Source organism: Streptomyces aureocirculatus (assembly GCF_000720475.1).
GTDB classification, from domain to species: Bacteria; Actinomycetota; Actinomycetes; order Streptomycetales; family Streptomycetaceae; genus Streptomyces; species Streptomyces aureocirculatus.
On sequence record NZ_JOAP01000018.1, the window covers coordinates 1 to 22,309 of the forward strand.

Consider the following 22,309-nt stretch of genomic DNA (forward strand, 5'->3'; position numbering starts at 1 on the left):
CGCCCCCTCCCCTCCCTCACCTCCGCGTCGTCACCCTCAGCCCGGCCGCCCCACTGCCATCGGCCACCCCACCGCCGCCCGCCTCCCGGCCCGCCGGTCCCCCTCGCGCCCCGGCCCGCCCGCCGGTCACCGCGACCGCGCCGCTCGTGTCGGTCCGCACCACCCGCGCGCCCCCGGCCCGCAGCGCCGCCACCGTCCGTGGCGAGGGGTGCCCGTACGGGTTGTCCGCCCCGCACGAGATCAGCGCGAGCCGCGATCCCGTCCGGCGCAGCAGCAACGGGTCCTGATACGCCGACCCGTGGTGCGCGACCTTCAGCACATCCACCCTCCCCAGCGCCGCCCCCTCCGGAGTGCGCAACAGGGCCCGCTGGGACGGTGGTTCGAGGTCGCCGAGCAGCAGGAACGTCAAACCGGCGACCCGCACCAGCAACGTGACGCTCGCGTCGTTCGGTCCCTCGGCGCCGGCCGCCCGGCCGGACGGTGGCCACAGCACCCGCCACTCCAACGGCCCTGCCCGTCGCCGCTCCCCCGCCACGGCCACCGACAGCGGAATCCCCCGCCCGGCCGCCTGCCCCCGCACGAACGCGGCCTGCCCCGGCGGCTCCTGAAACCCCGTCGTCTGGATCGCCCCCACGGAACGCCCCCGCAACACCCCGGGCAGCCCCGCCACATGATCCGCGTGAAAGTGCGTGAGCAGCACCAACGGCACCCGCGTGACCCCGAGCGACCGCAGACACCGGTCGACGAGCACCGGGTCGGGCCCCGCGTCCACCACCACCCCCGCGCCCCCGCCCGCCGCGAGCACCGTCGCGTCCCCCTGCCCGACGTCACACATCACCAGCCGCCAACCCGGAGGCGGCCACCCCGCGATGACCCTGGTGAGCGGCGGGGGTTGCACGACCGCCAGCAGGAGCAGCAGCACACAGACGACACTCAGCCACGGATGCCTGGCCAGCCTGCCGCAGGCCAGAACCACCCCGACGGTGACGACCGCCAGCAGCAACGCCCCGCCCCAACTGCCCGGCCAGTCGACCCCATTGCCGGGCAGCGCCGCACCGGTCCGCGCGATCCCCGCGATCCATTCCGCCGGCCACCCCGCGCACCACGCGATCCCCCTCGCCACCGGCATCGCCACGGGCGCCACCGCCAGCGCCGCGAACCCCAGCACCGTCGCGGGCGCGACCGCGAACTCCGCCAGCAGATTGCACGGCACCGCCACCAGACTCACCCGCGCCGCGAGGACCGCCACCACCGGCGCACACACCGCCTGCGCCGCCGCCGCGGCCGCCAACGCCTCGGCCGGGCGCCCCGGAACCCCCCGTCGTCGCAGCGCCGCGCTCCACCTCGGCGCCAGCACGAGCAGTGCCCCCGTGGCAAGCACCGAAAGCAGGAACCCGTAACTCCGCGCCAGCCACGGGTCGTACAGCACCAGCAGCAACACCGCGGCCGCCAACGCGGGCACCAGCGATCTGCGCCGCCCGGTACCGATCGCCACAAGCACGATCAGCCCGCACGCCGCCGCCCGCAGCACACTCGGCTCCGGCCTGCACACGACGACGAACCCGAGCGTCAATCCGCCGCCGAGCAGCGCCGTCGTCCGCAGCGGGATGCCCAGCCTCGGGGCGAGACCACGCCGCTCCGCTCGGTGCGCGGTGCCGGGCGGGCCGATCAACAGGGCCAGGACGATGGTGAGGTTGGCGCCGCTCACCGCCAGAAGATGCGTGAGGTCCGTCGCCCGGAAGGCCTGGTCCAGGTCCGGCGGTACCCGTGCGGTGTCTCCGATCACCAGCCCCGGAAGCAGCGCGCGAGCGTCGTCCGGCAGCCCGTCCGTCGCTTCCCGCAGCCCCGCCCGCAACTCCCCCGCGAACCGCTGCATCCTCGACGGCGCCCCGACGACCCGCGGCACCTGCCCCTCGGACACCCGCAGCACCGCCGCCGTCCGCTCGCTCCCCGGCCACGGCGCCGCGAGGCTGCCCCGCACCCAGATCCGCGTCGACGGCAACAGATCCAACCACCCCGCACCGCCTACCCCCACACCGCCGTGCCTTGCACCACGTTGCCCCTCACCTCCTTCAGGAGCACCGCCCTGCCCCGCACCGCTATGCCCCGCACCACGTTGCCCCGGGCCTCCTTCCTCCGCGCCGCCTCCGCCCGTGCCCCCGTCCTCCGCGCCGCCTCGCCCTCCGCCCTCCTCGCTCGCCTGGCCGCCGCTGCGCCTGCCTTCCTTCTCCCGCACCACGACCAGCACCGGCGCCCGCGTCCTCCTCGTCGTGCCGTCGGTCCGCCGGACCCGGACTACCTCGCCGTTCAGCACGATCGACGGTGGCGCCGCACGGTCCCCCGTCACCCGGGGCCGGGTACGGCGCGGGTCCGATGTCACCTCCACCTCCGCCGTCACCTCCGCGTACCGCTCGGCGAGCGCGGGGACCGGGCCGCGATGCAGGTCCGCCCCGTGCAGACCGGCCACTGCCGCTGACGCGGCGGCGCACAGCAGGACGGCAGCCACACCCACCCGGGATCCGGGTGCGGGCGCCATGCGTCGGCCGGGGCCCGCGCGCCGGTGGGCGAGTCCCCTGCCGAGCCCGGCGTGGAGGCCGCCGCCGCGTGCCCGCGCCGTCCACGACACCAGGAGGGCTCCGGCCGCCACGACACAGATCACGACCACGGCCGCCACCATGTGGGGCGGAGCCGTCAGCGCGAGGGCTGCCGCCGCCCAGGCGCCGAGGGCGGGTGGCACCAGACGCAGGTCCATGGGGCCCTCGTCAGGCGGTTGCGCACCATCGCGCGTTCCCTGACCGGGGCGCCGCCCGGGCCCGGGCTCCCCGCGCCCTGCGGGGGTGGAACCGGGGCCGGGGGGCGTCGGCCGTCGTGCCCTCGTCGGTGGTCGCACCCCGCCCCTCATGGCCGCACGAGGTTCTGCAAGTCGGCGAAGCGCTTCTCGCCGATGCCGTTCACTTCCCTGAGCTCGTCCACGGAACGGAACCCGCCGTGCTCCGTGCGGTAGTCGATGATGTGCTGCGCCAGGACCGGGCCCACGCCGGGCAGTGTGTCGAGCTGTTCGACGGTGGCGGTGTTGAGCCCTACGGGCCCGGCCGCCGCCGCTCCGGTGGTGCCGCCCGGCACCGCCGCCTGGCCGTTCGGCATCGGCCCCGGGACACCGCCCGGCACGGAGTCCGCACCCGTCTGTGCGGGGGCACCCACCACGAGTTGCTCGCCGTCCACCAGGAGCCGGGCCCGGTTGAGTCCGTCCGTCCTCGCGCCCGCGCGGGCCCCGCCTGCCGCCCGGAGCGCGTCGGCCACCCGGGAGCCGGCGGGCAGCCGCTGCACCCCGGGGTCGTGGACCTTGCCCCGGACGTCCACGACGACCCCACCGGTCGCGGCCGCCGAGGTGCCCGCGTCCGGCCCCGGTGGCGTTCCCGGAGGCGTTCCCGGTGCGGGGGACGGCTCGGTCTCGCCACCCGGGGACGCCGCCCCACCCACCACCTCAGGCGCCGGGACCGACTGCGTGCGTCCGGACCAGAAGTGCTGCGCCGCGAAGACGGCGGCCACGATCAGGACGAGACCGAGCGCGACGACGCTCCGGCGCTCCACGCCACACCGCAACCGCAACCAGACCGGCAACCGCTCCCGCACCGCAAGCCCGGCCCGCGTCCGCCACGAGGTCGAAGCACGGGGCGGCTCGGCCTGCGGCTCGGGGAACGACTCGGTCGGCGGCGCAGGGGACGGCTCGGAAGACGGCCCGGGTGGCAGCCCGCTCCGCGGCCCGGCGTGGGTCGGAGCGCCGCTCCCGTCGTCATCACCCAGCCGGACGGCGGCGCCTACGGCGGCTGTCGCTCTCTGTGCGCCCGCAGTCCTCTGCCGATGAGTGGCCGCCGTCCTCTGCCGATGTGCACCCACCGTGCCCGTTGTGCCCGCCGTGCCCGCCGAAGCAAACGCAGGGGCCACCGTGCCCGCCGAAGCAAACCCAGGGGCCACCCCCGCGCCCGCCGAAGCAAACCCAGGGGCCACCCCCGCGCCCGCCGAAGCAAACCCAGGGGCCACCCCCGCGCCCAACCTCCCCGCACCCGGCCCCGCCTCAGCAAACAGCGCCTCGGCCCTCAGCCGTGTCCGCAGCCGCGTCGCCTCCGTCACCGCGCGCCTGCGCCGGGCTCGTCGCCGGGCATGATGGGGGGTCAGGTGCCCGACAGGCACACGGTGTTCATCGGTGCGCCTCTCTTTCCCGAGGGTGCCGTCAGAGCGGCCGCCGCTCCCCGCGTCCGTCGGCTCCGCGGCGGCGTCCGCCGTCCCCGAGCCCCTGCGTTCCGTCCGTGAAGGTGATCGAAGTGCCATGCAGAAAACGCTAGGCACCTCGACCACATCGCGTTGATCTTGGTCAATTCCCGGGGATTACTCGGCAGTTGTGGATAACGCGGTCACCCACACGAGCGAGAGCGGCACGCGCCGCACGGAAGGACATCGGCCTGCGGGCGGCCTCAGCGAGGTGAGACCACAACCCCAAGCAGCCCCGGCCCCGTGTGCGCCCCGATCACCGCGCCCACCTCGCTGACGTGGAGTTCCGCCAGGCACGGGACCCGGTCGCGGAGGCGGTCCGCCAGGGTCGCCGCGCGTTCGGGGGCCGCCAGGTGGTGGACGGCGATGTCCACGTCGTGGGCGCCCGCCCGCTCGACCACGATCTCTTCCAGGCGGGCGATCGCCCTCGACGCCGTGCGCACCTTCTCCAGCATCTCGATGCGACCGTCGTCCAGGGAGAGCAGCGGCTTCACCGCGAGCGCGGAGCCGAGGAGGGCCTGGGCGGCGCCGATGCGGCCGCCGCGCCGCAGATAGTCGAGCGTGTCGACATAGAAGTACGTGGACATGGCCGCGGCCCGCTTCTCCGCGGCCGCCACCGCCTCGTCCACCGAGCCGCCCGACTCCGCCGTCTCGGCGGCGGACAGCGCGCAGAAGCCGAGGGCCATCGCCACCATGCCGGTGTCCACGACCCGCACCGGCACCGGTGCCTCGCGCGCCGCGAGGACGACGGCGTCGTACGTCCCGGAGAACTCGGCCGACAGGTGCAGCGAGACGATTCCGGTGGCGCCCGCCTCAGCGATCTTGCGGTACGTCTGCGCGAAGACTTCGGGGCTGGGCCGCGAGGTGGTGACGGACTGGCGTTTCTGCAGGGCGAGCGCCAGGGAGCGGGCGGAGATCTCGGTGCCCTCTTCCAACGCCTGCTGGCCGAGGACCACGGTCAGCGGCACCGCGGTGATGTCGTGCCGCTCCATCGTCCGTTGCGGCAGGTAGGCCGTTGAATCGGTGACGATAGCGACATGGCGGGACATGAGCTGGAGATTACCCGCAGCACCCCCGGTGCGGCAGTCCGACCCCTGTTCGCGGAGGACCGGCGGGCACCGACCGGTCATGCAGGGCCCGCGAGGACCGGCCGAGCTGAGCGCTCGGCTCAGGTGGTGCTCTCTGGCTTGGGCTTCTTCTGCCACGGGTACGTCGGCTGCGGCGCCGGCGAGGTGATCGCGGGCCTAGACGGCTCCTGGGCGGCGGGGCCGGTCTCCTGCGCGCGGGCGGACGTCTGTGACTGCGACGTCTGTGACTGCGACGCCTGCGCCGGGTCGGCGGCAGGCTTCGAGCTGGTCTTCGCCGGACCCGTCTCCGCCGTCGTGGCGGTGTCCGACCACGACGTGAGCGGGCGGTCGTCCGGCGGCGGGGTCGTCTTCCAGTGCCGCAGGGCGCCCGTCTCCATGTCGATCTGCTCCTTGAGCAGGTCCAGGTCGTCGTCCGCGAACTTGGTGGCGCGGTCGCGGGCCGCCCAGCGGAGCGAGTCGGCCGCCTTGACGATCTGCTCGGTGCGCTCCCGCAGGGCGGGCAGGCGCTGGCTCAGCTCGATCCGGTCGGGCTCCCGCTCCAGGCGCTTGAGCTCGTCGTCCAGCTCGTGGCCGTGGGCGCTCAGGCGCTGGAACAGTGCCAGGGACTCGTGCAGGGAGGCGTCCTCGGCGACGCCCGCGCGCAGCGAGTCCTGGGTCGCCCGCATCGACGTGCGGAGCTTGAGGCGCAACTGGGCCAGCTCGCCGACGGCGCCGGGCTGTGCGAGGGTCCTGGCGCGCAACGTGGTGTCCTCCACCGTGCGGCGGGCCTGCGTGATCGTGCGGTCCACGCCGCGGCGGGCGGCCCCGACCACCTTGACCGTCGCATACGCGCCCACCGCCAGGAACAGCAGGAAGAGCAGCGCGACCACTGCGATCACGGCTTCCACGATGCGTCTCCTTCGGCCCGGCGAATCGGCATGTCCGGTGTATCCAGCGTGTGCGGCACGCTCCGTCGTCCCCATGGACTTCTCCACGGTAAACGCAGCGGGCAGCCCGAGGGTTCCAGCGGAACCCCCAAGCTGCCCGTAGGGGACTACCCCGATGCGCGGCAGCCGACGACCAGTTGGCCCGGCCAGGACGCGGGCGGGACCTGGACCGGACCCAGCCCGCACCTGGACCGGACCCAGCCCGCACCTGGGCTGGACCCAGTCCGGGCCCACCTCGGACCTGGGCCGGGCCAAGTCCGACCCAGCCCGGACCTAGGCCGGAACGATGTTCACCAGCTTCGGCGCCCGCACGATGACCTTGCGGATCCCCGCACCGGCCAGTGCCGCCACCACCCGCTCGTCGCCCAGGGCCACCTTCTCCAGCTCCTCCTCGGAGATGCCCGGTGCGACCTCCAGGCGGGCCTTGACCTTGCCCTTGATCTGCACGACGCAGGTCACGCTGTCGTCCACGACGTACGCGGGGTCGGCGACCGGGAAGTCCTGGTGGACGACCGAGTCGGTGTGGCCCAGCTTGCGCCACAGCTCCTCGGCGATGTGCGGGGCCAGCGGAGCGATCAGCAGCACCAGGCCCTCGGCGACGGAGCGCGGCACCGGGCCCGCCGCCTTGGTCAGGTGGTTGTTCAGCTCGGTGATCTTGGCGATGGCGGTGTTGAACCGCATGCCGTCCAGGTCCTGGCGCACACCGTCGATCGCCTTGTGCAGCGCGCGCAGCGTGTTCTCGTCCGGCTCGGCGTCCGCGACGGACAGCTCACCGGTGGCCTCGTCGACGATCAGGCGCCACAGGCGCTGCAGCAGCCGGTACTGGCCGACCACCGCGCGCGTGTCCCACGGACGGGAGACGTCCAGCGGGCCCATCGCCATCTCGTACAGGCGCAGCGTGTCCGCGCCGTACTCCTCGCAGATCTCGTCCGGAGTGACCGCGTTCTTCAGGGACTTGCCCATCTTGCCCAGCTCGCGCTTGACCTGCTCGCCCGCGAAGAAGAACTTCCCGTCGCGCTCCTCGACCTCCGCGGCGGGGACCGGGAAGCCCCGGCTGTCGCGGTAGACGTAGGCCTGGATCATGCCCTGGTTGAACAGCTTGTGGAACGGCTCGGCCGACGAGATGTGGCCCAGGTCGAACAGGACCTTCGACCAGAAACGCGCGTACAGCAGGTGCAGCACGGCGTGCTCGGCGCCGCCCACGTACAGGTCGGCGCCGCCGGTCGGCTGACCCTCCCGGGGGCCCATCCAGTACTGCTCGATGTCGGGGGCGACCAGCTTCCGGTCGTTGTGCGGGTCCAGGTAGCGCAGCTCGTACCAGCACGAACCGGCCCAGTTGGGCATGGTGTTGGTCTCGCGGCGGAAGCTCCGCGGACCCTTGCCGTCACCCAGGTCCAGGGTGACGTGCACCCACTCCTCGTTGCGGGACAGCGGGGTTTCCGGCTGGGTGTCCGGGTCGAAGGTGCGCGGGCTGTAGTCGTCGACCTCCGGCAGTTCCAGGGGCAGCATCGACTCGGGCAGCGAGTGCGCCACGCCGTCCTCGTCGTAGACGATGGGGAAGGGCTCGCCCCAGTAGCGCTGGCGGCTGAACAGCCAGTCGCGCAGCCGGAAGTTGACGGTCCCCCGGCCGATGCCCTCGCGCTCCAGCCACTCCGTGATGCGCGCCTTGGCCTCGACGACCACCAGGCCGTCCAGGGAGACCCGCTCACCCGCCGAGCCGATGATCTTCGCCTCGTAGGAGTCGAACGAGTCGTCCCACGTGGAGGGGTCGGTGCCCCGGCCGTCGGAGGGCTCGACCACGCAGCGCATCGGCAGCTCGAAGGCGCGGGCGAAGGCGAAGTCACGGCTGTCGTGGGCCGGGACCGCCATGATCGCGCCGGTGCCGTAGCCCATCAGGACGTAGTCGGCGATGAAGACCGGGATCTGCTCGCCGCTGACGGGGTTCGTGGCGTACGCGCCCGTGAAGACGCCGGTCTTCTCCTTGGCGTCGGCCTGGCGCTCCACGTCGGACTTGGCGGCGGCGAAGGCACGGTACTTGGCGACGGCCTCCGCCGGCGTCGCGTGGCCGCCGGTCCACACGTCGTGCGTGCCCTCGGGCCAGGCGGCCGGGACGATGCCGTCGACCAGCTCGTGCTCGGGTGCCAGGACCATGTAGGTGGCGCCGAACAGGGTGTCCTGGCGGGTGGTGAAGACGGTGATCGCGTCACCTTCGGAGCCGACGGGGAAGTCGACGCGGGCGCCTTCGGAGCGGCCGATCCAGTTGCGCTGCTGCAGCTTGATGGCCTCCGGCCAGTCCAGCGCGTCCAGGTCGTCGATCAGGCGGTCGGCATAGGCCGTGATGCGCATGTTCCACTGGCGCAGCTTGGACTTGAAGACCGGGAAGTTGCCGCGCTCGGAGCGGCCGTCGGCGGTGACTTCCTCGTTGGCCAGGACGGTGCCGAGGCCGGGGCACCAGTTCACGGGGGCGTCGGAGGCGTAGGCCAGGCGGAAGCCGCTCAGGACGTCGGCGCGCTCCTTGGCGTCCAGCGCGTGCCACGCGCGCGTGGAGCCCGGTACGGCGCGTTCACCGCTCTCGAACTGCGCGATCAGGTCGGCGACCGGGCGGGCCTTCTTCGCCTCGTCGTCGTACCAGGAGTTGAAGATCTGCAGGAAGATCCACTGGGTCCACTTGTAGTAGTCCCGGTCGATCGTCGCGAAGGAGCGGCGCTTGTCGTGCCCCAGGCCCAGGGCGCGCAGTTGCGCCTTCATGTTCTCGATGTTGGCTTCCGTCGACACGCGCGGGTGCGTGCCCGTCTGCACGGCGTACTGCTCGGCGGGCAGGCCGAACGCGTCGAAGCCCAGGGAGTGCAGGACGTTGTGCCCCGTCATGCGCTGGTAGCGGGCGAAGACGTCGGTGGCGATGTATCCCAGGGGGTGGCCGACGTGCAGACCCGCACCCGAGGGGTACGGGAACATGTCCATGATGAACTTCTTGGGCCGCTCGACGGCCGCCGGGTCACCGGCCAGGTCGCCGCTCGGGTTGGGCGCCTCGTACGTGCCGTCGGCGTCCCAGAAGTCCTGCCAGCGCGCCTCGATCTCGGCCGCCAGGGCGGCCGTGTAGCGGTGCGGTGCGGCCGCCTCGGCAGCCGAGGGGGCGCCTCCCGCGCCTCCCGCGCCTTCAGCGGCGGCGGAGGAATTCGTCTCGCTCATGGTCTTCAAAGCTCCATCGATCGTCTCTGCCTGCGGACATGGCCGGACGGCCAAACAAAAATGCCCCTCACACAGGAGGGGACGCCGCGCCGATTCCGACCGTGTTCACTGCACGGTCGGGACTGATCAGCGCGGCCCGCTAAGCAGAAGGCGTACGGCACGCATGGCGTCAGGGTACCGCAGCGCTCCGGAGCCGGGCGACGCGCTTTGTCCGGCCTTCGCCCCGGCCTCGCGAAGGCGCGATGACACTCCCTTCCCCCTCCACCCTCGCCCCAGCCTTGGCCAAGGGTTACCCCGCGTACCGCCCACTATCGGGGCAACACCAAGATCGAGTCGCGCTTTGATAACAACGCAATAACTCAAACCCCGTACCCATCGGTATGGCGCGACCTAGCATGCGGCGATCGGACCATTTCGGAGTCGCCCCATGAACCCTCTGAACCCGCACCGCAAGAGTCCCAAGCGTTCAGCTCCGCCCGCGGCACCCGCGCGCTCCCCCCGGACCTCCGCCCCCTTCCCGCCCGTCGGACCCTCGTCCTCCTCGGCGTCGTCACCGGCCTTCCCCGCCTTCCCCGGACCGAGCAGAGCGGCCCGCTCCCTCGTCACCGTCGCCGCGCTGCTGCTCATACCCCTGGCCGTGCTCGCGGGTGGCGACGGTTTCCGTGCCGCCCTCGACTTCACCACCGGCGTCCTGTCCCTGGTGGCCCTGACCGCATCCGTGATGTGGGGTCTGGTCGCCTCGGACCGGCTCTTCCTGCGCTCGCGCCAGCGACTGCTGGCCCAGGCCGTGCACCGGGGCACAGCGATCGCGTCGGTGGGCTTCCTGCTCCTGCACGGCACGGTGAAGCTCGCGCTCGACCATGTGTCCTTCGTGGGCGCCCTCGTGCCCTTCGGCCTCGGCGTGACGGGCGGCGCCGGGCTCATCGGCCTCGGCTCGCTCGCCGGCCTCCTCATGATCACCACCAGCGTCACCGGCGCCCTGCGCAGCGCCTTCGCCTCACCCGTCCAGGTCGCGTCCCGGTGGCGGGCCCTGCACATGCTGGCCTACCCGGCCTGGTGCGCCGCCCTGATCCACGGCCTGTACGCGGGCCGCCCCCCGAAGCCGTGGGTGGTCGCCCTGTACTGCCTGTGCCTGGTCGCGGTGGCCGGGGCGGTGGCACTGCGCGCGGCCCCGCGCCCGGTCAAGCGCAAGGTGGCCGCCCGGATCTTCGCCCTCCTGGAACCGGACGAGCGGCCCTCGCCGTCCGGGACGCGGCGCCGCCAGAGCCCTGCCTCCGTACGGGAAACCGCCCCCGTGCGGGACACCGCCTCCGCGCCGCTGCCCGGAACGGCATCGGGCCGCTTCACCACCGCACCACCCGACAAGACCCCCGTCTCCGGCATCGCCGCCGCCTACCGCGCGCTGGCCACGCCCTCCGGCCACGACACGGCCCTCCCCCTCGACCTCCAGCCCACCGAAGTCCTGCCCACCGTGACCCCCCGCTGGCCGACCCCGTGTCCCCCGCCACCGTCCGAGGCCCCCTCGGCCCCGCTCCCGCACTCCTCCGTAGACAGCGGATACGACTCCATGGACGGCAGGTACGCCTCCGGAGACGGCAGGTACGCCTCCACGGACGGCAGGTACGAGTCCTCGGCGGGCCGGTACGACTCCACGGACGACGGCTACGGCAGCGTGGCGGACGGGTACGACCCGGCGGGCCCCGCCGGCTACGACACCCTGGGCCGCCACGGTCCCCCGGGCGCCCGGTACGACCACCAGGACGCCCAGCACGACTACGGAGACAGGGGCTGCGGCCCCGCCGCCGATCCGTACGGCACCGGACCGCAGCCCGTCCACCACCCGCCCGCGCCCGGCCCGCCCCCGCGCCCGTCCGCGCCGCCCCCGCCGCCGGACCCCGGCGACCCCACGCAACAGCTACTCGGCCCGTTCCAGGCCCCCAGCACCGGCGAACCCTGGAACGCCCCCACCGGAGGCAGCAAGTGAACGCGTCCCTGCCGGACGTCCCCGAAGTCCGCGTCGTCGGACTTCCACTCCTGACCTCGGGCTTCGACCTGGTCGAGCGGCTCGACCTCGCCATGCACCTCAAGGTGCACGGCCCGCTGGAACCGATCGCGGGTGAGCGGCTCGCCACGCTCGCCGAACAGATCTCGCTGCGCGGCCGCGGCGGCGCGGGCTTTCCGTTCGCCAAGAAGCTGCGGGCCGTCGCCGAGGCCGCGATCCGGCGGGGCGTGCGGCCCGTGGTGGTCGTCAACGGCAGCGAGGACGAGCCCGCCTGCCGCAAGGACACCGTCCTGATCAACCGCGCCCCGCACCTCATCCTCGACGGCGCACTCCTCGCGGCCGAGGCGCTGGGCGCCCGTACGCTCGTCATCGGTGTGACACGTGACTCCACGGAGGCGTCGATGCAGTCGGCGCTGGCGGAGCGCGGCCTGGGCAACCGGCGCGGATCGACTCTCCGCGCGCGCGTGCAGCGCAATCCCGTGCGCATGGTCACCGGCGAGTCATCGGCCCTCGTGCGGTCCGCGGACGGCGGGCCGCCGCTGCCCCCGGGGCGCAAGGTGCGCACATCCGACTCGGGCGTGGGCGGCGCGCCGACGCTCCTGTCGAACGCGGAGACCTTCGCGCAGCTCGCCGTGGCCGCCCGGATCGGCCCGGACCGCTACCGGCGCACCGGCCTGCACGACGAGCCGGGCACCGTACTGCTCACCCTCTCCGGCGCGGTCGCACGGCCCATGGTCATCGAAGTCCCAACAGGAGTGCCCCTGCGGTACGTTCTGCAGCTCGCCGGCGCGCCACCGCTGCCGCAGGGCGTCCTGACGGGCGGCTACCACGGCAAGTGGCTGGACGCGGTCACCTCCCATGACGCGGTCGTCTCACGGGCCTCCCTGGAGGCCTGTGGGGGCGCGCTCGGAGCGGGCGCGGTCCTGCCCATCGGCCCGGGCACCTGTCCCCTCGGCGAGTCCCTGCGCGTGGCGCACTGGCTCGCCGCCGAGAGCTCAGGCCAGTGCGGCCCCTGCTACCTGGGGCTCCCTGCCGCCGCGCGCGGGCTCGCGGACGTCCTGGACGGCGGCGGGCCGACCGCCCTGGAGGCGCTGCGCGAGGTGACGCGGGCGGTGAAGCGGCGGGGTGCGTGCAAGCACCCGGACGGCTCGGCGGCGTTCCTGGAGTCCACGATCGCGGCGTTCACCGACGATCTCGCCGCCCACGTCCTCGGCGACGGCTGCGGGCGGCCCGTGGCGGGCGTCCTGCCGCTGCACGACGAGAGCCCGCGGGGCGGGGCGTCCAGCGGCCGCAGGCTCGCCGTCGACTGGACGCTGTGCCAGGGCCACGGCTTGTGCGCGGACATCGTCCCGGAGCTGATCCAGCTCGGCCCTGACGGTTTCCCCGCGGTCGCGGAGGCCGCGGTGCCGCGCTACTCGGAGGCCCGCGCCCAGCGCGCCGTCCGCCGCTGCCCGGCCCTTGCCCTGCGTGTCGAGGAGGACCAGACGGCCGCCACGGCGCCGCCCACGGCCCTGCCGATGCTGCCGCGGGGCCGCGTCCGCAGGGCGCTCGGCAGCGGGCGGCAGTGACGGCGTGACGCGTCGTGCGACCCGGGTCACACCATCGAGTGCCGTGTGGCCCGAGTCGCCCCTGCAAGACGTCCGGAAGGCGAGGCACCCAGAAAACGAAGAGGCGGGCCACCCGATCTGGGTGGCCCGCTCATCTGCTGTGGAGCTAAGGAGAATTGAACTCCTGACCTCCTGCATGCCATGCAGGCGCTCTACCAACTGAGCTATAGCCCCTCGCTGCTCCGCCCGGTTCCCCCGGCGGCTCCGCCAACATTACACGGTCACCCCCGTAGTCCACCAAATCGTTTCCCGGGCGTACGCACAGGCCCATTACCGTCCGCCCTCGTGACCGTGCTCGCGATGACCGTCGTCCGCCGCCAGGCGCCCCTCGCCGCCGTGGGCTGCCTGTTGTCCTTCGTCCTCTTCTGGGCCGCGCAGCGCGCGGCCGACGTCTCGATGATCGACCTGATGGTCTACCGCGCGGAGGGCCTGGCCGTGCGCTCGGGCGTCGACCTGTACGCGCTGCGGGCCACCGGGGCCGACCTGCCCATGACGTACCCGCCGTTCGCGGCCCTGCTGTTCACGCCGCTGACCCTGCTGGACCCGGTGGACCTGCGTCCCCTCGCCACGCTCGGGAACCTGCTGCTCGCCGTCCTGGTGATGTGGGACCTGACCCGGCGGCCCGGCCACCGGTGGGCGGGAGCGGGCATCGGGCTGGCCGCGGCGATCAAGCTGACGCCCGCCCTGTTCGCCGTCTTACTGCTGCTCGTCGGCGTCGTCGTCGCGGCACGGCGGGGCGCGTGGCGCCCGCCCGTGCGGCACGCGTGCGTGGCCGCCGCCACGTTCCTCGGGGCGACGCTTCTCGCGGCCCTGGTGCTGCCGGAGGACTCACGGAACTTCTGGACCCGGGTGGTCTTCGCGGCGGGCCGGGTCGGGCGCGCGGAGAACACCGCGAACCAGTCCGTGCGCGGGGTGCTCGCCCGGCTCCTTCACACCGCGGACCCGGGCGCCCTGTGGGCGGTGGTGGCGGCCCTCGTCTGCGTGGCGGGGATGGCCGTGGCGGTGGCCGCCGCGGTGCGCGGGGAGCGGGCCTGGGGCGCGGCCGCGTGCGCGGCCACGGCGCTGCTCGTCAGCCCGGTGTCGTGGTCGCACCACTGGGTGTGGTGCGTGCCGATGGTGCTGCTGCTGTGGTCGCGGGCGACGCGGTGGGGCGGCGCGGGACGCTGGGCGGCGGCGGGCGCGCTCACCCTGGTGTTCTGTTCGTACGCCCTGTGGTGGGTGCCGCACACTCCGGGGCGGCCGGAACTCACCCAGAACTTCGGCCAGATGGCGCTGTCCGCGATCTACCCGCTGGCCGCCGCCGGGTTCCTCGCGCTCGCTGCCGCGTCTCTCAGGCGGTGGCGAACGAATAGAACCGTTTGAGGGTGCAGTGCTCGTCCAGGAGGCGACCGTAGATCGGCTCGCCTTCCAGTTCGCGGTACGTCTCGATGGGGTCGCCTTTTATGATCAGCGCCCGTGCGCACTCCTCGCACCAGTACTGATAGTCCGGGTTGACCGGTTCCATGTCGCGGACGATCGGCGTACCACTGCCGCACCAGTCGCATTTACGCCTGTGTGCACCCATCGATCAGCTCCAGCTATGGCCGCAGGCCGTGCACACGTAACTGACTCCGCCGTTGTCTCCGAGGACTTGGGCCACGTGGGCCGAACCGCAGGAAGGGCAGTGGAGGAGCGTGGCGTCACCGACACGTATGTCCGCCGCTTCGAAAAGGCTTCGCGCCTCTTCGAGGATGCTCGCAGGCATCGCGCTCTCCCTCCCGTCGGGTCACCGTCGGCGCTTTGGTGCAGTCCCCTTCCGGCCCCGTCGATTCTGCCACGACCACGGCGAGCCGGTCAGCGACGCATACGTACCAGTCCGGACACGGCGCCCAGGGCGGCTGCCGCGGCGAGCGCGTAGCAGCACACCAGGAGCGCGTCCGCCGATGTATACGCCCCAGGAGCCGCCTGCGACTCAACGCCACCGAGGTAAATCGCGCCGAAAGCAGCGACACCCGTGAGCTGACCGAGCTGGGTGACGGTGGCGAGAAGTCCACTGGCGTCCGCCGCGTCCTCCTGCCCGACCGTCGCCAACGCGCGCGTGAGGGTGGGGCTGAAGCCGAGCGCGAGCCCCACTCCGCCGACGGCGAAGGCCGCGTACAGCAACAGACCGCCGTCGTCGCCGTCCCGCAGCAGCAGCCCCACCGCGAGGGCCGACACCGCCGCCAGCGTGAACCCGCCGGGGATCAGCGCCCGTTGCAGCGCGGCGGGCCAGGCGCGCCAGGTCAGACCGACCACTCCGAAGACCATCGCCATCGGCGCGAACGTGAGCCCGGCGCGCAGCGCGCTGTAGCCGAGCCCGCCCTGGACGTGCAGGGACAGCACGAAGAGGAAGCCGGCGTTGACGGCCATCACCGTGCCGAGCCGGAAGACCGCGAGGCCCATGCCCGGCACCCGCAGGACGCGCGGCGAGATCAGCGGTGCCCCACCGCGCCGGGCGAGCCGCCCCTCGTACCCGCAGAACACCCCGAAGACCACGGCGGCGGCGCCGAACGAGATCCACGTCCACAGCGGCCAGCCCTCCTGCTCACCGAGCACCAGCGGCACGGTGAGCGCCGACACGGCGGCGCCGAGCAGCACCAGGCCCGGCACGTCCAGGCCGCGCGCACGCGCCTGCGTACCGCGCTCGTCGCGGGGCAGTACGCGTGCGGCGAGGACGATGAGCACCGCGCCGACCGGCACGTTCACCAGGAAGACCGGGCGCCAGCCGGTGCCGAACAGATCGGCGCTGACGAGGACGCCGCCGACGACCTGCCCGGCGGCGGCTCCGGTCGCGAGCACCGCCGAGTACGCGCCGAGCGCCTTCATCCGCGCCTCACCGGTGAAGTTCCGCTGGATGAGGCTGAGCACCTGCGGGATCATGACCGCGGAGCCCGCGCCCTGGACGAGCCGGAAGGCGATCAACTGCCCGGTGCTCTGGCTCAGCCCGCAGGCCAGCGAGGCGGCGGTGAACACGGCGAGCCCCGCCAGATAGACGCGGCGGTGGCCGAGCCGCTCGCCGAGCCGGGCACCGGTGATCAGCAGCACGGCGTACGTGATGGTGTAGCCGGCGATGACGAGTTGCAGCCCGGCGCCGGACGCGTGCAGGTCGTCGCGGACGGAGGGCGCGGCGACATTGACGATGAACACGTCGAGCAGGGCCATGAACTGGGCGGTGAGGACGGCCGCGAGCAGGCGTCCGCGGCCGTTGTCAGTGCCAGGGTCTTTACTGGACGCAGGAGTTGGGGCGGGGGCCGCCGGGGCTGGGGTCGATGTGGTCATACCCCTGAGCGTGGCCCCGCTCCGATACGGGGAGTGAGAGTCCGCTGATGCTGGTACTGGCAGCACCTGGCAAGGGCCGCGGCAGGAGCCGAGGATGGGGGACGTGACGACGATGGACATGCCGAGGACCACGACGACGGCACCGGCGGGGCCGGCCGCGCCCGCACCCGCGCCGGTGGCCACACCCGCGCCCGCCCCGTCGCCCACATCCGCACCCGTGCCCGCCCTCACCTCGGCACCCGCACCGGCACCGGCACCCACACCCACCCGCCGCCGCGCCGAGCTGGCCACCTTCCTGCGCGGTCGGCGCGCCCGCGTCACCCCCGCCGACGTGGGCATGCCACCGGGCCCCCGGCGCCGCACGCCGGGCCTGCGCCGTGAGGAGGTCGCCCAGCTCTCCGGCGTCGGCGTCACGTGGTACACGTGGCTGGAGCAGGGCCGCCCCATCAACGCCTCCGCCCAGGTCCTGGACGCCGTCGCGCGCACCCTGCGCCTCGACAGGGCGGAGCGCGAGCATCTGTACCACCTCGCGGAGGTTCCCTACGTCGCGCGGCACCAGATGGCCGCGACGGCGGTGGACCAGGAGATCCAGGGCATCATCGACGCCCTGGACCCGCACCCGGCGGCGGTCTACAACTCGCGGTACGACATCCTCGCCACGAACGCCGCCTACCGGCACCTTTTCGTCGTCCCCGAGGTGGCGGCGATAGGCGTGGCGAACGTGCTGTGGACGCTGTTCGTCGTGCCCGAGCTGCACTGCCCGCTGGTCTTCCGGGACTCGGAGCTGCCGGTGATGGTGGCGACACTGCGCGAGGCGTACGGCAGACATGTGGGCGAGCCCGCCTGGGAGGACTACATACGGGAACTGTCCGCGGCCAGCCCGATGTTCGCGCGGCTGTGGGCGAGCGGTGACGTGGTGCCGCCGGGGCCGCGGGTCAAGACGTTCCGGCACGAGGCGGTCGGTGAGCTGCGGATGACGTCGGTGTCGCTGTCCATCAACGGCATGCCGGAGTGCCGCATCGTGGCGTACACACCGGACGACGAGCGGACCCGGGAGCGGATGGAGCGGATCCGGGAGCGGGTGGAGCGGGTCCGGGCGCAGGCCGTGTGAGGAGCGGGGGACGGGAGGAACAGACAACAGGCCACGTGCGGAGCGGGGCGTCCGGGCAAAGCAAAGTCCCGCCCCCTTGACGGGGACGGGACGGAGATTGTGGAGCTAAGGAGAATTGAACTCCTGACCTCCTGCATGCCATGCAGGCGCTCTACCAACTGAGCTATAGCCCCTTGCGCCACGCGGCTGAGCCGCATGGTGTTCCTCCCGCTCGGCGGGCGAACAAGAAGAACTTTAGCCTGCGACCTGCCCGAACGCGAAATCCGGGTCCCGGCCGGGCGCCCGCCGCCCCGGGGCGGCGGGGCACGCCGCCACGCCCTAGTCGTCGTCGCCGAGCACCGGCTCCGGCAGCGTGCCCGCGTTGTGCTCGAGCAGGCGCCAGCCGCGCGCGCCCTGGCCGAGGACGGACCAGCAGCAGTTGGAGAGCCCGCCGAGGCCCTCCCAGTGCAGCGGGTCGAGGCCGAGGAGGCGGCCGATGGTCGTACGGATCGTGCCGCCGTGGCTGGCCACGACGAGGGTGCCGTTGTCGGGCAGCTTCTTCGCGTGCGCGAGCACGACGGGGGCGGCCCGGTCGGCGACCTCGGTCTCCAGCTCACCGCCGCCGCGGCGCACCGGCTCGCCGCGCTTCCAGGCGGCGTACTGCTCGCCGTGGGCGCCGATGATCTCGTCGTGGGTCAGGCCCTGCCAGGCCCCGGCGTACGTCTCGCGCAGGGCCTCGTCGTACGTGACGTCCAGGCCCGTGATCGCGGCCAGCTCGGCGGCCGTGGCGGCGGCCCGCCTCAGGTCGGAGGCGATGATCGCGTCCGGCTTCAGCGAGGCGAGCAGCCGGGCGGCACGCCGGGCCTGGGCGACGCCCGTGTCGGTCAGCTCGATGTCCGTGGTGCCCTGGAAGCGCCGCTCCAGGTTCCAGGCGGTCTGGCCGTGCCGCCACAGGATGATCCGGCAGCCGCGGTTGTTCACCGCAGCTCACCGCCGAGATCGCGCAGCACCCCGGCCTCCTCGGCCGCCTGCTGCCGCTCGGCGTACTCGACGCCCTTGCCGCGGGTGGCCTTCGCGTCGTCGGGCAGGGCGATCTCGGGGCAGTCCTTCCACAGGCGCTCGAGGGCGTAGAAGACGCGCTCCTCGCTGTGCTGGACGTGCACCACGATGTCGACGTAGTCGAGCAGGACCCAGCGGGCCTCGCGGTCGCCCTCGCGGCGCACCGGCTTGGCGCCCAGCTCCTTGTTGAGGCGCTCCTCGATCTCGTCGACGATCGACTTGACCTGGCGGTCGTTGGGTGCGGAGGCGAGCAGGAAGGCGTCCGTGATCGACAGCACGTCGCTGACGTCGTACGCGATGATGTCGTGCGCGAGCTTGTCGGCCGCCGCCTGGGCGGCGACGGTGATGAGCTCGGTGGAGCGGTCCGTGGCGGTCACTAGAGAGCTTTCCTTCGATGGGCAATACCCCTCAAGGGTCTCACGGACCGCCCACGGCTCCCCAGAAGATTGTTTCCGGGCCGCGGGCGGGCCCCGTCAGTAGTCCCCGCCGAGCACCACGGACACATCCGCGTTCGGTGCCGCCTTGCCCTTGCTGACCGCGCCGGCGGGCAGGCCGAGGGTCTTGGCGACCTCCTGTGCCTCCGCCTTCTTGGCCGCGTCGGCGTAGGTGACCTGCGACGTCGCCGACGATCCGGAGCCGGTGCCGGAGTCGACGAAGGTGTAGCCGCCGTTGACCAGGGCGATACGGGCCTTCTGGGTGGCGTCCTTGTCGCCGGTGGCGTTCTTCACACCGACCCGTACGGCCGCGCCCTGCTCCGGGCTCTTCACCGCGCCACCGAGTACGTCCTTGACCACGCTCGCGCCGGTCTTCTCGGACAGCGTCCCGTCCTGCTGCACGGGGAGCAGCGCTGTGGAGTAGTCGCCGCCCTTGGCGCGGTCGGCGAGCTTGGCGAGGAAGGAGCCGAGGTCCTTCTCCTTCAGGGACGGGTCGAGGATCTGCGCGAGCGACTGCACGGTGACGGTCGCGGCCTGCGGGTCGGACGACAGTTTGCGCAGCACCCCCAGCATGACCTGCCCGAACCGGGTGAGCTGCGCGTTCTCGGCCTCGCCGGGCGCGCGGTAGGTGGCGTACGCGACGGCCATGGGCCCGCTCAGGGTCTGCTGTTCGCCCTTCTTGACGAGCGGTGCCTCGCCCTTCTTCTTCGTCTTGGGGTCGGGGACGTCGGCGTCGGTGTCGATGTCGATGTTGCCGACGAGTTCGACGAGGTTGTTGAGGTAGGGGGTGTCCAGGCGCCAGGTGCCCTCGACATGGGTGCCGAGCGCGGTGTCGATGGCCTCGCGGGTCCCGGTCGAGCCGTCGTCCTCGACGGACTTGGCGAGCGTGGTGCCGCTGCCGTCGTCGCCTGTCATGGCGAGGGAGTTGGGCAGCAGGACGGTGGTGCCGCGCTTGGTGGTGGTGTTGTTCACCAGGAGCGCCGTGGACGTGCCGCCGCCCTTGGTGTTGTGCAGGTGGACGACGACCACGTCCCGCTTCTGCGGCCCTGCGGCGGCCTGCCCGCCGGACTTCTCGTCCGCCTGCCCCGGCAGGTCGCCCGCCGCCCACAGATAGCCGACGCCGCCGACGACGGCGAGCACGAGCACCACCACGAGGGCGACGACGCGGGAGCGGCCGCGCCGCTTGGCCTCCTCGCGCCGCTCGGTGCGGCTCTCCGTGAACTTCAGCCAGTCGATGACGTCTTCGGACTGCTCGTCCGGTTCCTCTATGAACGAGAACTGCTCGGTGCGGTACTCAGGGGGTTCCTGGGACTCCTGGGACTGCGGCTCCTGGGAGCCGTGGGGCTCGTGCAGCTCGTGGGGCTCGCCCTGACCTTGATGCTGCTGCGACTCGCGGTACTCCTGTTGCGGCGCGTGCTGCTGCTGCGGGATCCAACCGCCCTGCTGCCCGGCGTCGTACGAGGCCCCGGCGTCATACGACTGCGGCGGCAGCGCCCCCGAGGCGTACGGGTCGTAACCGTAGCCCTGCGGCTGCTGTTGCTGTTGCTGTTGTTGCTGTTGCTGTTGTTGCTGCTGCTGCCGCTGCGCGGCGTACGTGTCGTACGAAGGCTGCGCCTGTGGGGGAACCTGGTGCTGCCGCACCAGTTGGTACACCGGCTGCCCGTACTCGTCGTACCCGACGACCTCGTACTGGTCCGCCGCGGCACCCGCGTACTGATCCGCGGCACCCGTGTACTGGCCCGCGTCACCCGCGTACTGACCCGCATACGGGTCCTGGCCCGCATACGGGTCGTACTGTCGGTCGTTCACCGGTGCCCCTCTCGGCTCACTCGCCGCGGTACAGCTCACGCTTGTCGATATAACGCACCACGCCGTCCGGCACCAGGTACCAGACAGGGTCCCCGCCCGCGACCCGCGCGCGGCAGTCCGTGGAGGAGATGGCGAGGGCGGGCACCTCCACCAGCGAGACCCCGCCCTCGGGCAGGCCGGGGTCGGCCAGGGTGTGGCCGGGCCGGGTGACGCCGATGAAGTGGGCCAGCGCGAACAGCTCTTCGGTGTCCCGCCAGGTGAGGATCTGACCGAGCGCGTCGGCGCCCGTGATGAAGAAGAGGTCCGCCTCGGGGTTGAGGCGGCGCAGGTCGCGCAGGGTGTCCGTGGTGTAGGTGGGGCCGCCGCGGTCCATGTCGATGCGGCTGACCGAGAACTGCGGGTTCTCGGCGGTCGCGATGACCGTCATCAGATAGCGGTCCTCGGCGGGCGAGACCTTCTTGTCGCTCTTCTGCCACGGCTGCCCGGTCGGTACGAACACCACCTCGTCGAGGTGGAAACGGGCGGCGACCTCACTGGCCGCCACCAGGTGTCCGTGGTGGATCGGGTCGAACGTTCCGCCCATGACGCCGAGGCGGCGCTTGGCCGCGCTCACCGGTCCTGTGCCCGGGTCGCCCTGCGGGCCGGTCGGCATGTCCTGCTCTCCCATGCGTGCAGACACTACCGGCCCGGCGAGCGGGTCCTGCCGTCAGCCGTCCGGGTGCCCGGCCCGGCCGGGGCCGGGCTCAGCGGTCGCGGTTGAAGCGCGTGGTGATCCACAGCAGCAGGAGGAGCGCGAGCAGGGCGCCGCCGCCGGTGAGGTAGGGGCTGAGGCTTTCGTGGCCGCCGCTGTGCTCGCCGCCCTCGGACGCGAGGGAGACCAGTTGGGCAGCGGCGGTGCTGGGGAGGCTCATCGTCAGCAGGACCTATCCGGTGTGTGGGATCGGGATAAAGACTCGGAACCATCGTATGCGGGCACCCGGGCGGCGATCACGCCGACTCCGCCGTTGCGGTACGAGGCGCGGGCGCGCGCGGCACCCGTTCCGCCCGCGATCAGCGCACGGGGCGGCTCGCGATCAGCTCACGCGGCTGCCCGCGATCAGCTCACGCGGCTGCTCACGATGAGCGCAAGCGGCGGCCCGCGATCAGCTCTCGGGGCCGCCCGCGGACCCGCCACTCGGCGCACGGCCCGCCGTGCCGCCTGCCGTGCCGCCTGCCGAGTCGCCCGCCGCACGGTCCACCGCGGCGTCCCGGGAACCGCCCCCGGCCGACGGCGCGTCCTTACCCCCGCTCCCCTGACGCTCGCTCCCCTGCCGGTACCCGCGCAGCAGCAGCCAGGCCACCAGGACGCAGCCCACCACCATCACGATCAGCACGACGCGTAGCAGGTTGCCCGGGCCCTGCTTGCCCGCCGCGTGGGCGGCGAGGGTGAGGGCTTCGGCTGCGGAGATGTGCTCCATGGCGGATGACTCCTTCTGTGTGCTGCCTCGCCACGGTATCTCCGCCTAGGCTGGGGCTCGTCTCGGGGGCAGGAATCGGACC

Annotated in this window: 17 protein-coding genes and 2 tRNA genes; 4 read left to right on the plus strand and 15 right to left on the minus strand. The window is 72.9% G+C overall.

The annotated features are described in order from the left end of the window. Positions 1-16: 16 nt before the first annotated feature. From IG78_RS0117135 to leuS, 5 genes are all read right to left on the minus strand, one after another. Complete coding sequence (locus IG78_RS0117135; protein ID WP_225882105.1) at positions 17-2,752, minus strand: ComEC/Rec2 family competence protein; 2,736 nt, start codon at positions 2,750-2,752, stop codon at positions 17-19. 146 nt (positions 2,753-2,898) lie between these two features. Next, positions 2,899-4,008, minus strand: a complete 1,110-nt coding sequence (locus tag IG78_RS45820; RefSeq protein WP_225882106.1) for a ComEA family DNA-binding protein — start codon at positions 4,006-4,008, stop codon at positions 2,899-2,901. A 464-nt stretch (positions 4,009-4,472) separates the two neighbouring features. Then, the gene (locus IG78_RS0117145; protein WP_030563992.1) at positions 4,473-5,318 is read right to left on the minus strand and encodes a DegV family protein; all 846 of its coding nucleotides are present in this window, start codon (positions 5,316-5,318) and stop codon (positions 4,473-4,475) included. Positions 5,319-5,437: 119 nt separating this feature from the next. After that, a complete protein-coding gene (locus tag IG78_RS0117150) occupies positions 5,438-6,244 on the minus strand; it encodes a hypothetical protein (protein WP_030563995.1) in 807 nt (268 codons plus the stop codon). A 312-nt stretch (positions 6,245-6,556) separates the two neighbouring features. Next, the gene (gene leuS / locus IG78_RS0117155; protein ID WP_030563997.1) at positions 6,557-9,472 is read right to left on the minus strand and encodes a leucine--tRNA ligase; all 2,916 of its coding nucleotides are present in this window, start codon (positions 9,470-9,472) and stop codon (positions 6,557-6,559) included. Between the two features lie 427 nt (positions 9,473-9,899). Between leuS and IG78_RS0117160 the strand changes: the two genes are divergently transcribed. Together IG78_RS0117160 and IG78_RS0117165 are read left to right on the plus strand one after the other, a co-directional pair. After that, positions 9,900-11,456, plus strand: a complete 1,557-nt coding sequence (locus IG78_RS0117160; protein WP_051852718.1) for a ferric reductase-like transmembrane domain-containing protein — start codon at positions 9,900-9,902, stop codon at positions 11,454-11,456. Next, positions 11,453-13,042 carry an NADH-quinone oxidoreductase subunit NuoF family protein gene (locus tag IG78_RS0117165; RefSeq protein ID WP_030564002.1) on the plus strand — a complete coding sequence of 530 codons (1,590 nt, stop codon included), beginning with the start codon at positions 11,453-11,455 and terminating at the stop codon, positions 13,040-13,042. Before IG78_RS0117160 ends, IG78_RS0117165 begins: the two co-directional genes overlap by 4 nt. Before the next feature lie 140 nt (positions 13,043-13,182). Here IG78_RS0117165 and IG78_RS0117170 read toward each other — a convergent pair. Continuing rightward, positions 13,183-13,255, minus strand: a tRNA-Ala gene (locus IG78_RS0117170). A gap of 111 nt (positions 13,256-13,366) precedes the next feature. Between IG78_RS0117170 and IG78_RS0117175 the strand changes: the two genes are divergently transcribed. After that, positions 13,367-14,443, plus strand: a complete 1,077-nt coding sequence (locus IG78_RS0117175; protein WP_404827701.1) for a glycosyltransferase 87 family protein — start codon at positions 13,367-13,369, stop codon at positions 14,441-14,443. Here the strand turns inward: IG78_RS0117175 and IG78_RS0117180 are convergent. Beyond that, positions 14,412-14,645: a hypothetical protein gene (locus IG78_RS0117180; RefSeq protein ID WP_016643127.1), complete on the minus strand. Its 234-nt coding sequence runs from the start codon at positions 14,643-14,645 to the stop codon at positions 14,412-14,414. The two genes, IG78_RS0117175 and IG78_RS0117180, sit on opposite strands and share 32 nt — an antisense overlap. A gap of 269 nt (positions 14,646-14,914) precedes the next feature. Then, positions 14,915-16,378, minus strand: coding sequence for an MFS transporter (locus IG78_RS0117185; protein ID WP_030564007.1), 1,464 nt, complete (start codon positions 16,376-16,378; stop codon positions 14,915-14,917). 94 nt (positions 16,379-16,472) lie between these two features. Here IG78_RS0117185 and IG78_RS0117190 point away from each other — a divergent pair, with 94 nt between their 5' ends. Continuing rightward, complete coding sequence (locus tag IG78_RS0117190; RefSeq protein WP_225882107.1) at positions 16,473-17,489, plus strand: helix-turn-helix transcriptional regulator; 1,017 nt, start codon at positions 16,473-16,475, stop codon at positions 17,487-17,489. A gap of 100 nt (positions 17,490-17,589) precedes the next feature. Here the strand turns inward: IG78_RS0117190 and IG78_RS0117195 are convergent. From IG78_RS0117195 to IG78_RS44090, 7 genes are all read right to left on the minus strand, one after another. Beyond that, a tRNA-Ala gene (locus IG78_RS0117195) sits at positions 17,590-17,662 on the minus strand. Positions 17,663-17,807: 145 nt separating this feature from the next. Beyond that, positions 17,808-18,449, minus strand: coding sequence for a histidine phosphatase family protein (locus tag IG78_RS0117200; RefSeq protein ID WP_030564010.1), 642 nt, complete (start codon positions 18,447-18,449; stop codon positions 17,808-17,810). Next, positions 18,446-18,904: a ribosome silencing factor gene (rsfS, locus tag IG78_RS0117205; protein ID WP_030564012.1), complete on the minus strand. Its 459-nt coding sequence runs from the start codon at positions 18,902-18,904 to the stop codon at positions 18,446-18,448. Before rsfS ends, IG78_RS0117200 begins: the two co-directional genes overlap by 4 nt. Before the next feature lie 96 nt (positions 18,905-19,000). Then, a complete protein-coding gene (locus IG78_RS0117210) occupies positions 19,001-20,770 on the minus strand; it encodes an LCP family protein (RefSeq protein WP_030564014.1) in 1,770 nt (589 codons plus the stop codon). Positions 20,771-20,786: 16 nt separating this feature from the next. Beyond that, positions 20,787-21,437 (minus strand): nicotinate-nucleotide adenylyltransferase, encoded by a 651-nt coding sequence (nadD, locus tag IG78_RS0117215; RefSeq protein ID WP_030564016.1) that lies wholly within the window; start codon positions 21,435-21,437, stop codon positions 20,787-20,789. A 76-nt stretch (positions 21,438-21,513) separates the two neighbouring features. Further along, positions 21,514-21,681 carry a hypothetical protein gene (locus tag IG78_RS50140; protein WP_037685681.1) on the minus strand — a complete coding sequence of 56 codons (168 nt, stop codon included), beginning with the start codon at positions 21,679-21,681 and terminating at the stop codon, positions 21,514-21,516. A gap of 231 nt (positions 21,682-21,912) precedes the next feature. After that, on the minus strand, positions 21,913-22,227 hold the full coding sequence (locus tag IG78_RS44090; RefSeq protein ID WP_030564018.1) for a hypothetical protein: 315 nt from the start codon (positions 22,225-22,227) through the stop codon (positions 21,913-21,915). Positions 22,228-22,309: the final 82 nt, after the last annotated feature.

Excerpts from the sequence above, each read along its gene's own strand:
- IG78_RS0117135 (WP_225882105.1), bottom strand. The coding sequence starts at position 2,752 with ATGGACCTGCGTCTGGTGCCACCCGCCCTCGGCGCCTGGGCGGCGGCA.
- IG78_RS0117145 (WP_030563992.1), bottom strand. The coding sequence starts at position 5,318 with ATGTCCCGCCATGTCGCTATCGTCACCGATTCAACGGCCTACCTGCCG.
- IG78_RS0117185 (WP_030564007.1), bottom strand. The coding sequence starts at position 16,378 with ATGACCACATCGACCCCAGCCCCGGCGGCCCCCGCCCCAACTCCTGCG.
- nadD (WP_030564016.1), bottom strand. The coding sequence starts at position 21,437 with ATGGGAGAGCAGGACATGCCGACCGGCCCGCAGGGCGACCCGGGCACA.
- IG78_RS0117180 (WP_016643127.1), bottom strand. The coding sequence starts at position 14,645 with ATGGGTGCACACAGGCGTAAATGCGACTGGTGCGGCAGTGGTACGCCG.
- IG78_RS0117160 (WP_051852718.1), top strand. The coding sequence starts at position 9,900 with ATGAACCCTCTGAACCCGCACCGCAAGAGTCCCAAGCGTTCAGCTCCG.
- IG78_RS50140 (WP_037685681.1), bottom strand. The coding sequence starts at position 21,681 with ATGAGCCTCCCCAGCACCGCCGCTGCCCAACTGGTCTCCCTCGCGTCC.
- IG78_RS44090 (WP_030564018.1), bottom strand. The coding sequence starts at position 22,227 with ATGGAGCACATCTCCGCAGCCGAAGCCCTCACCCTCGCCGCCCACGCG.
- IG78_RS0117190 (WP_225882107.1), top strand. The coding sequence starts at position 16,473 with ATGGGGGACGTGACGACGATGGACATGCCGAGGACCACGACGACGGCA.
- leuS (WP_030563997.1), bottom strand. The coding sequence starts at position 9,472 with ATGAGCGAGACGAATTCCTCCGCCGCCGCTGAAGGCGCGGGAGGCGCG.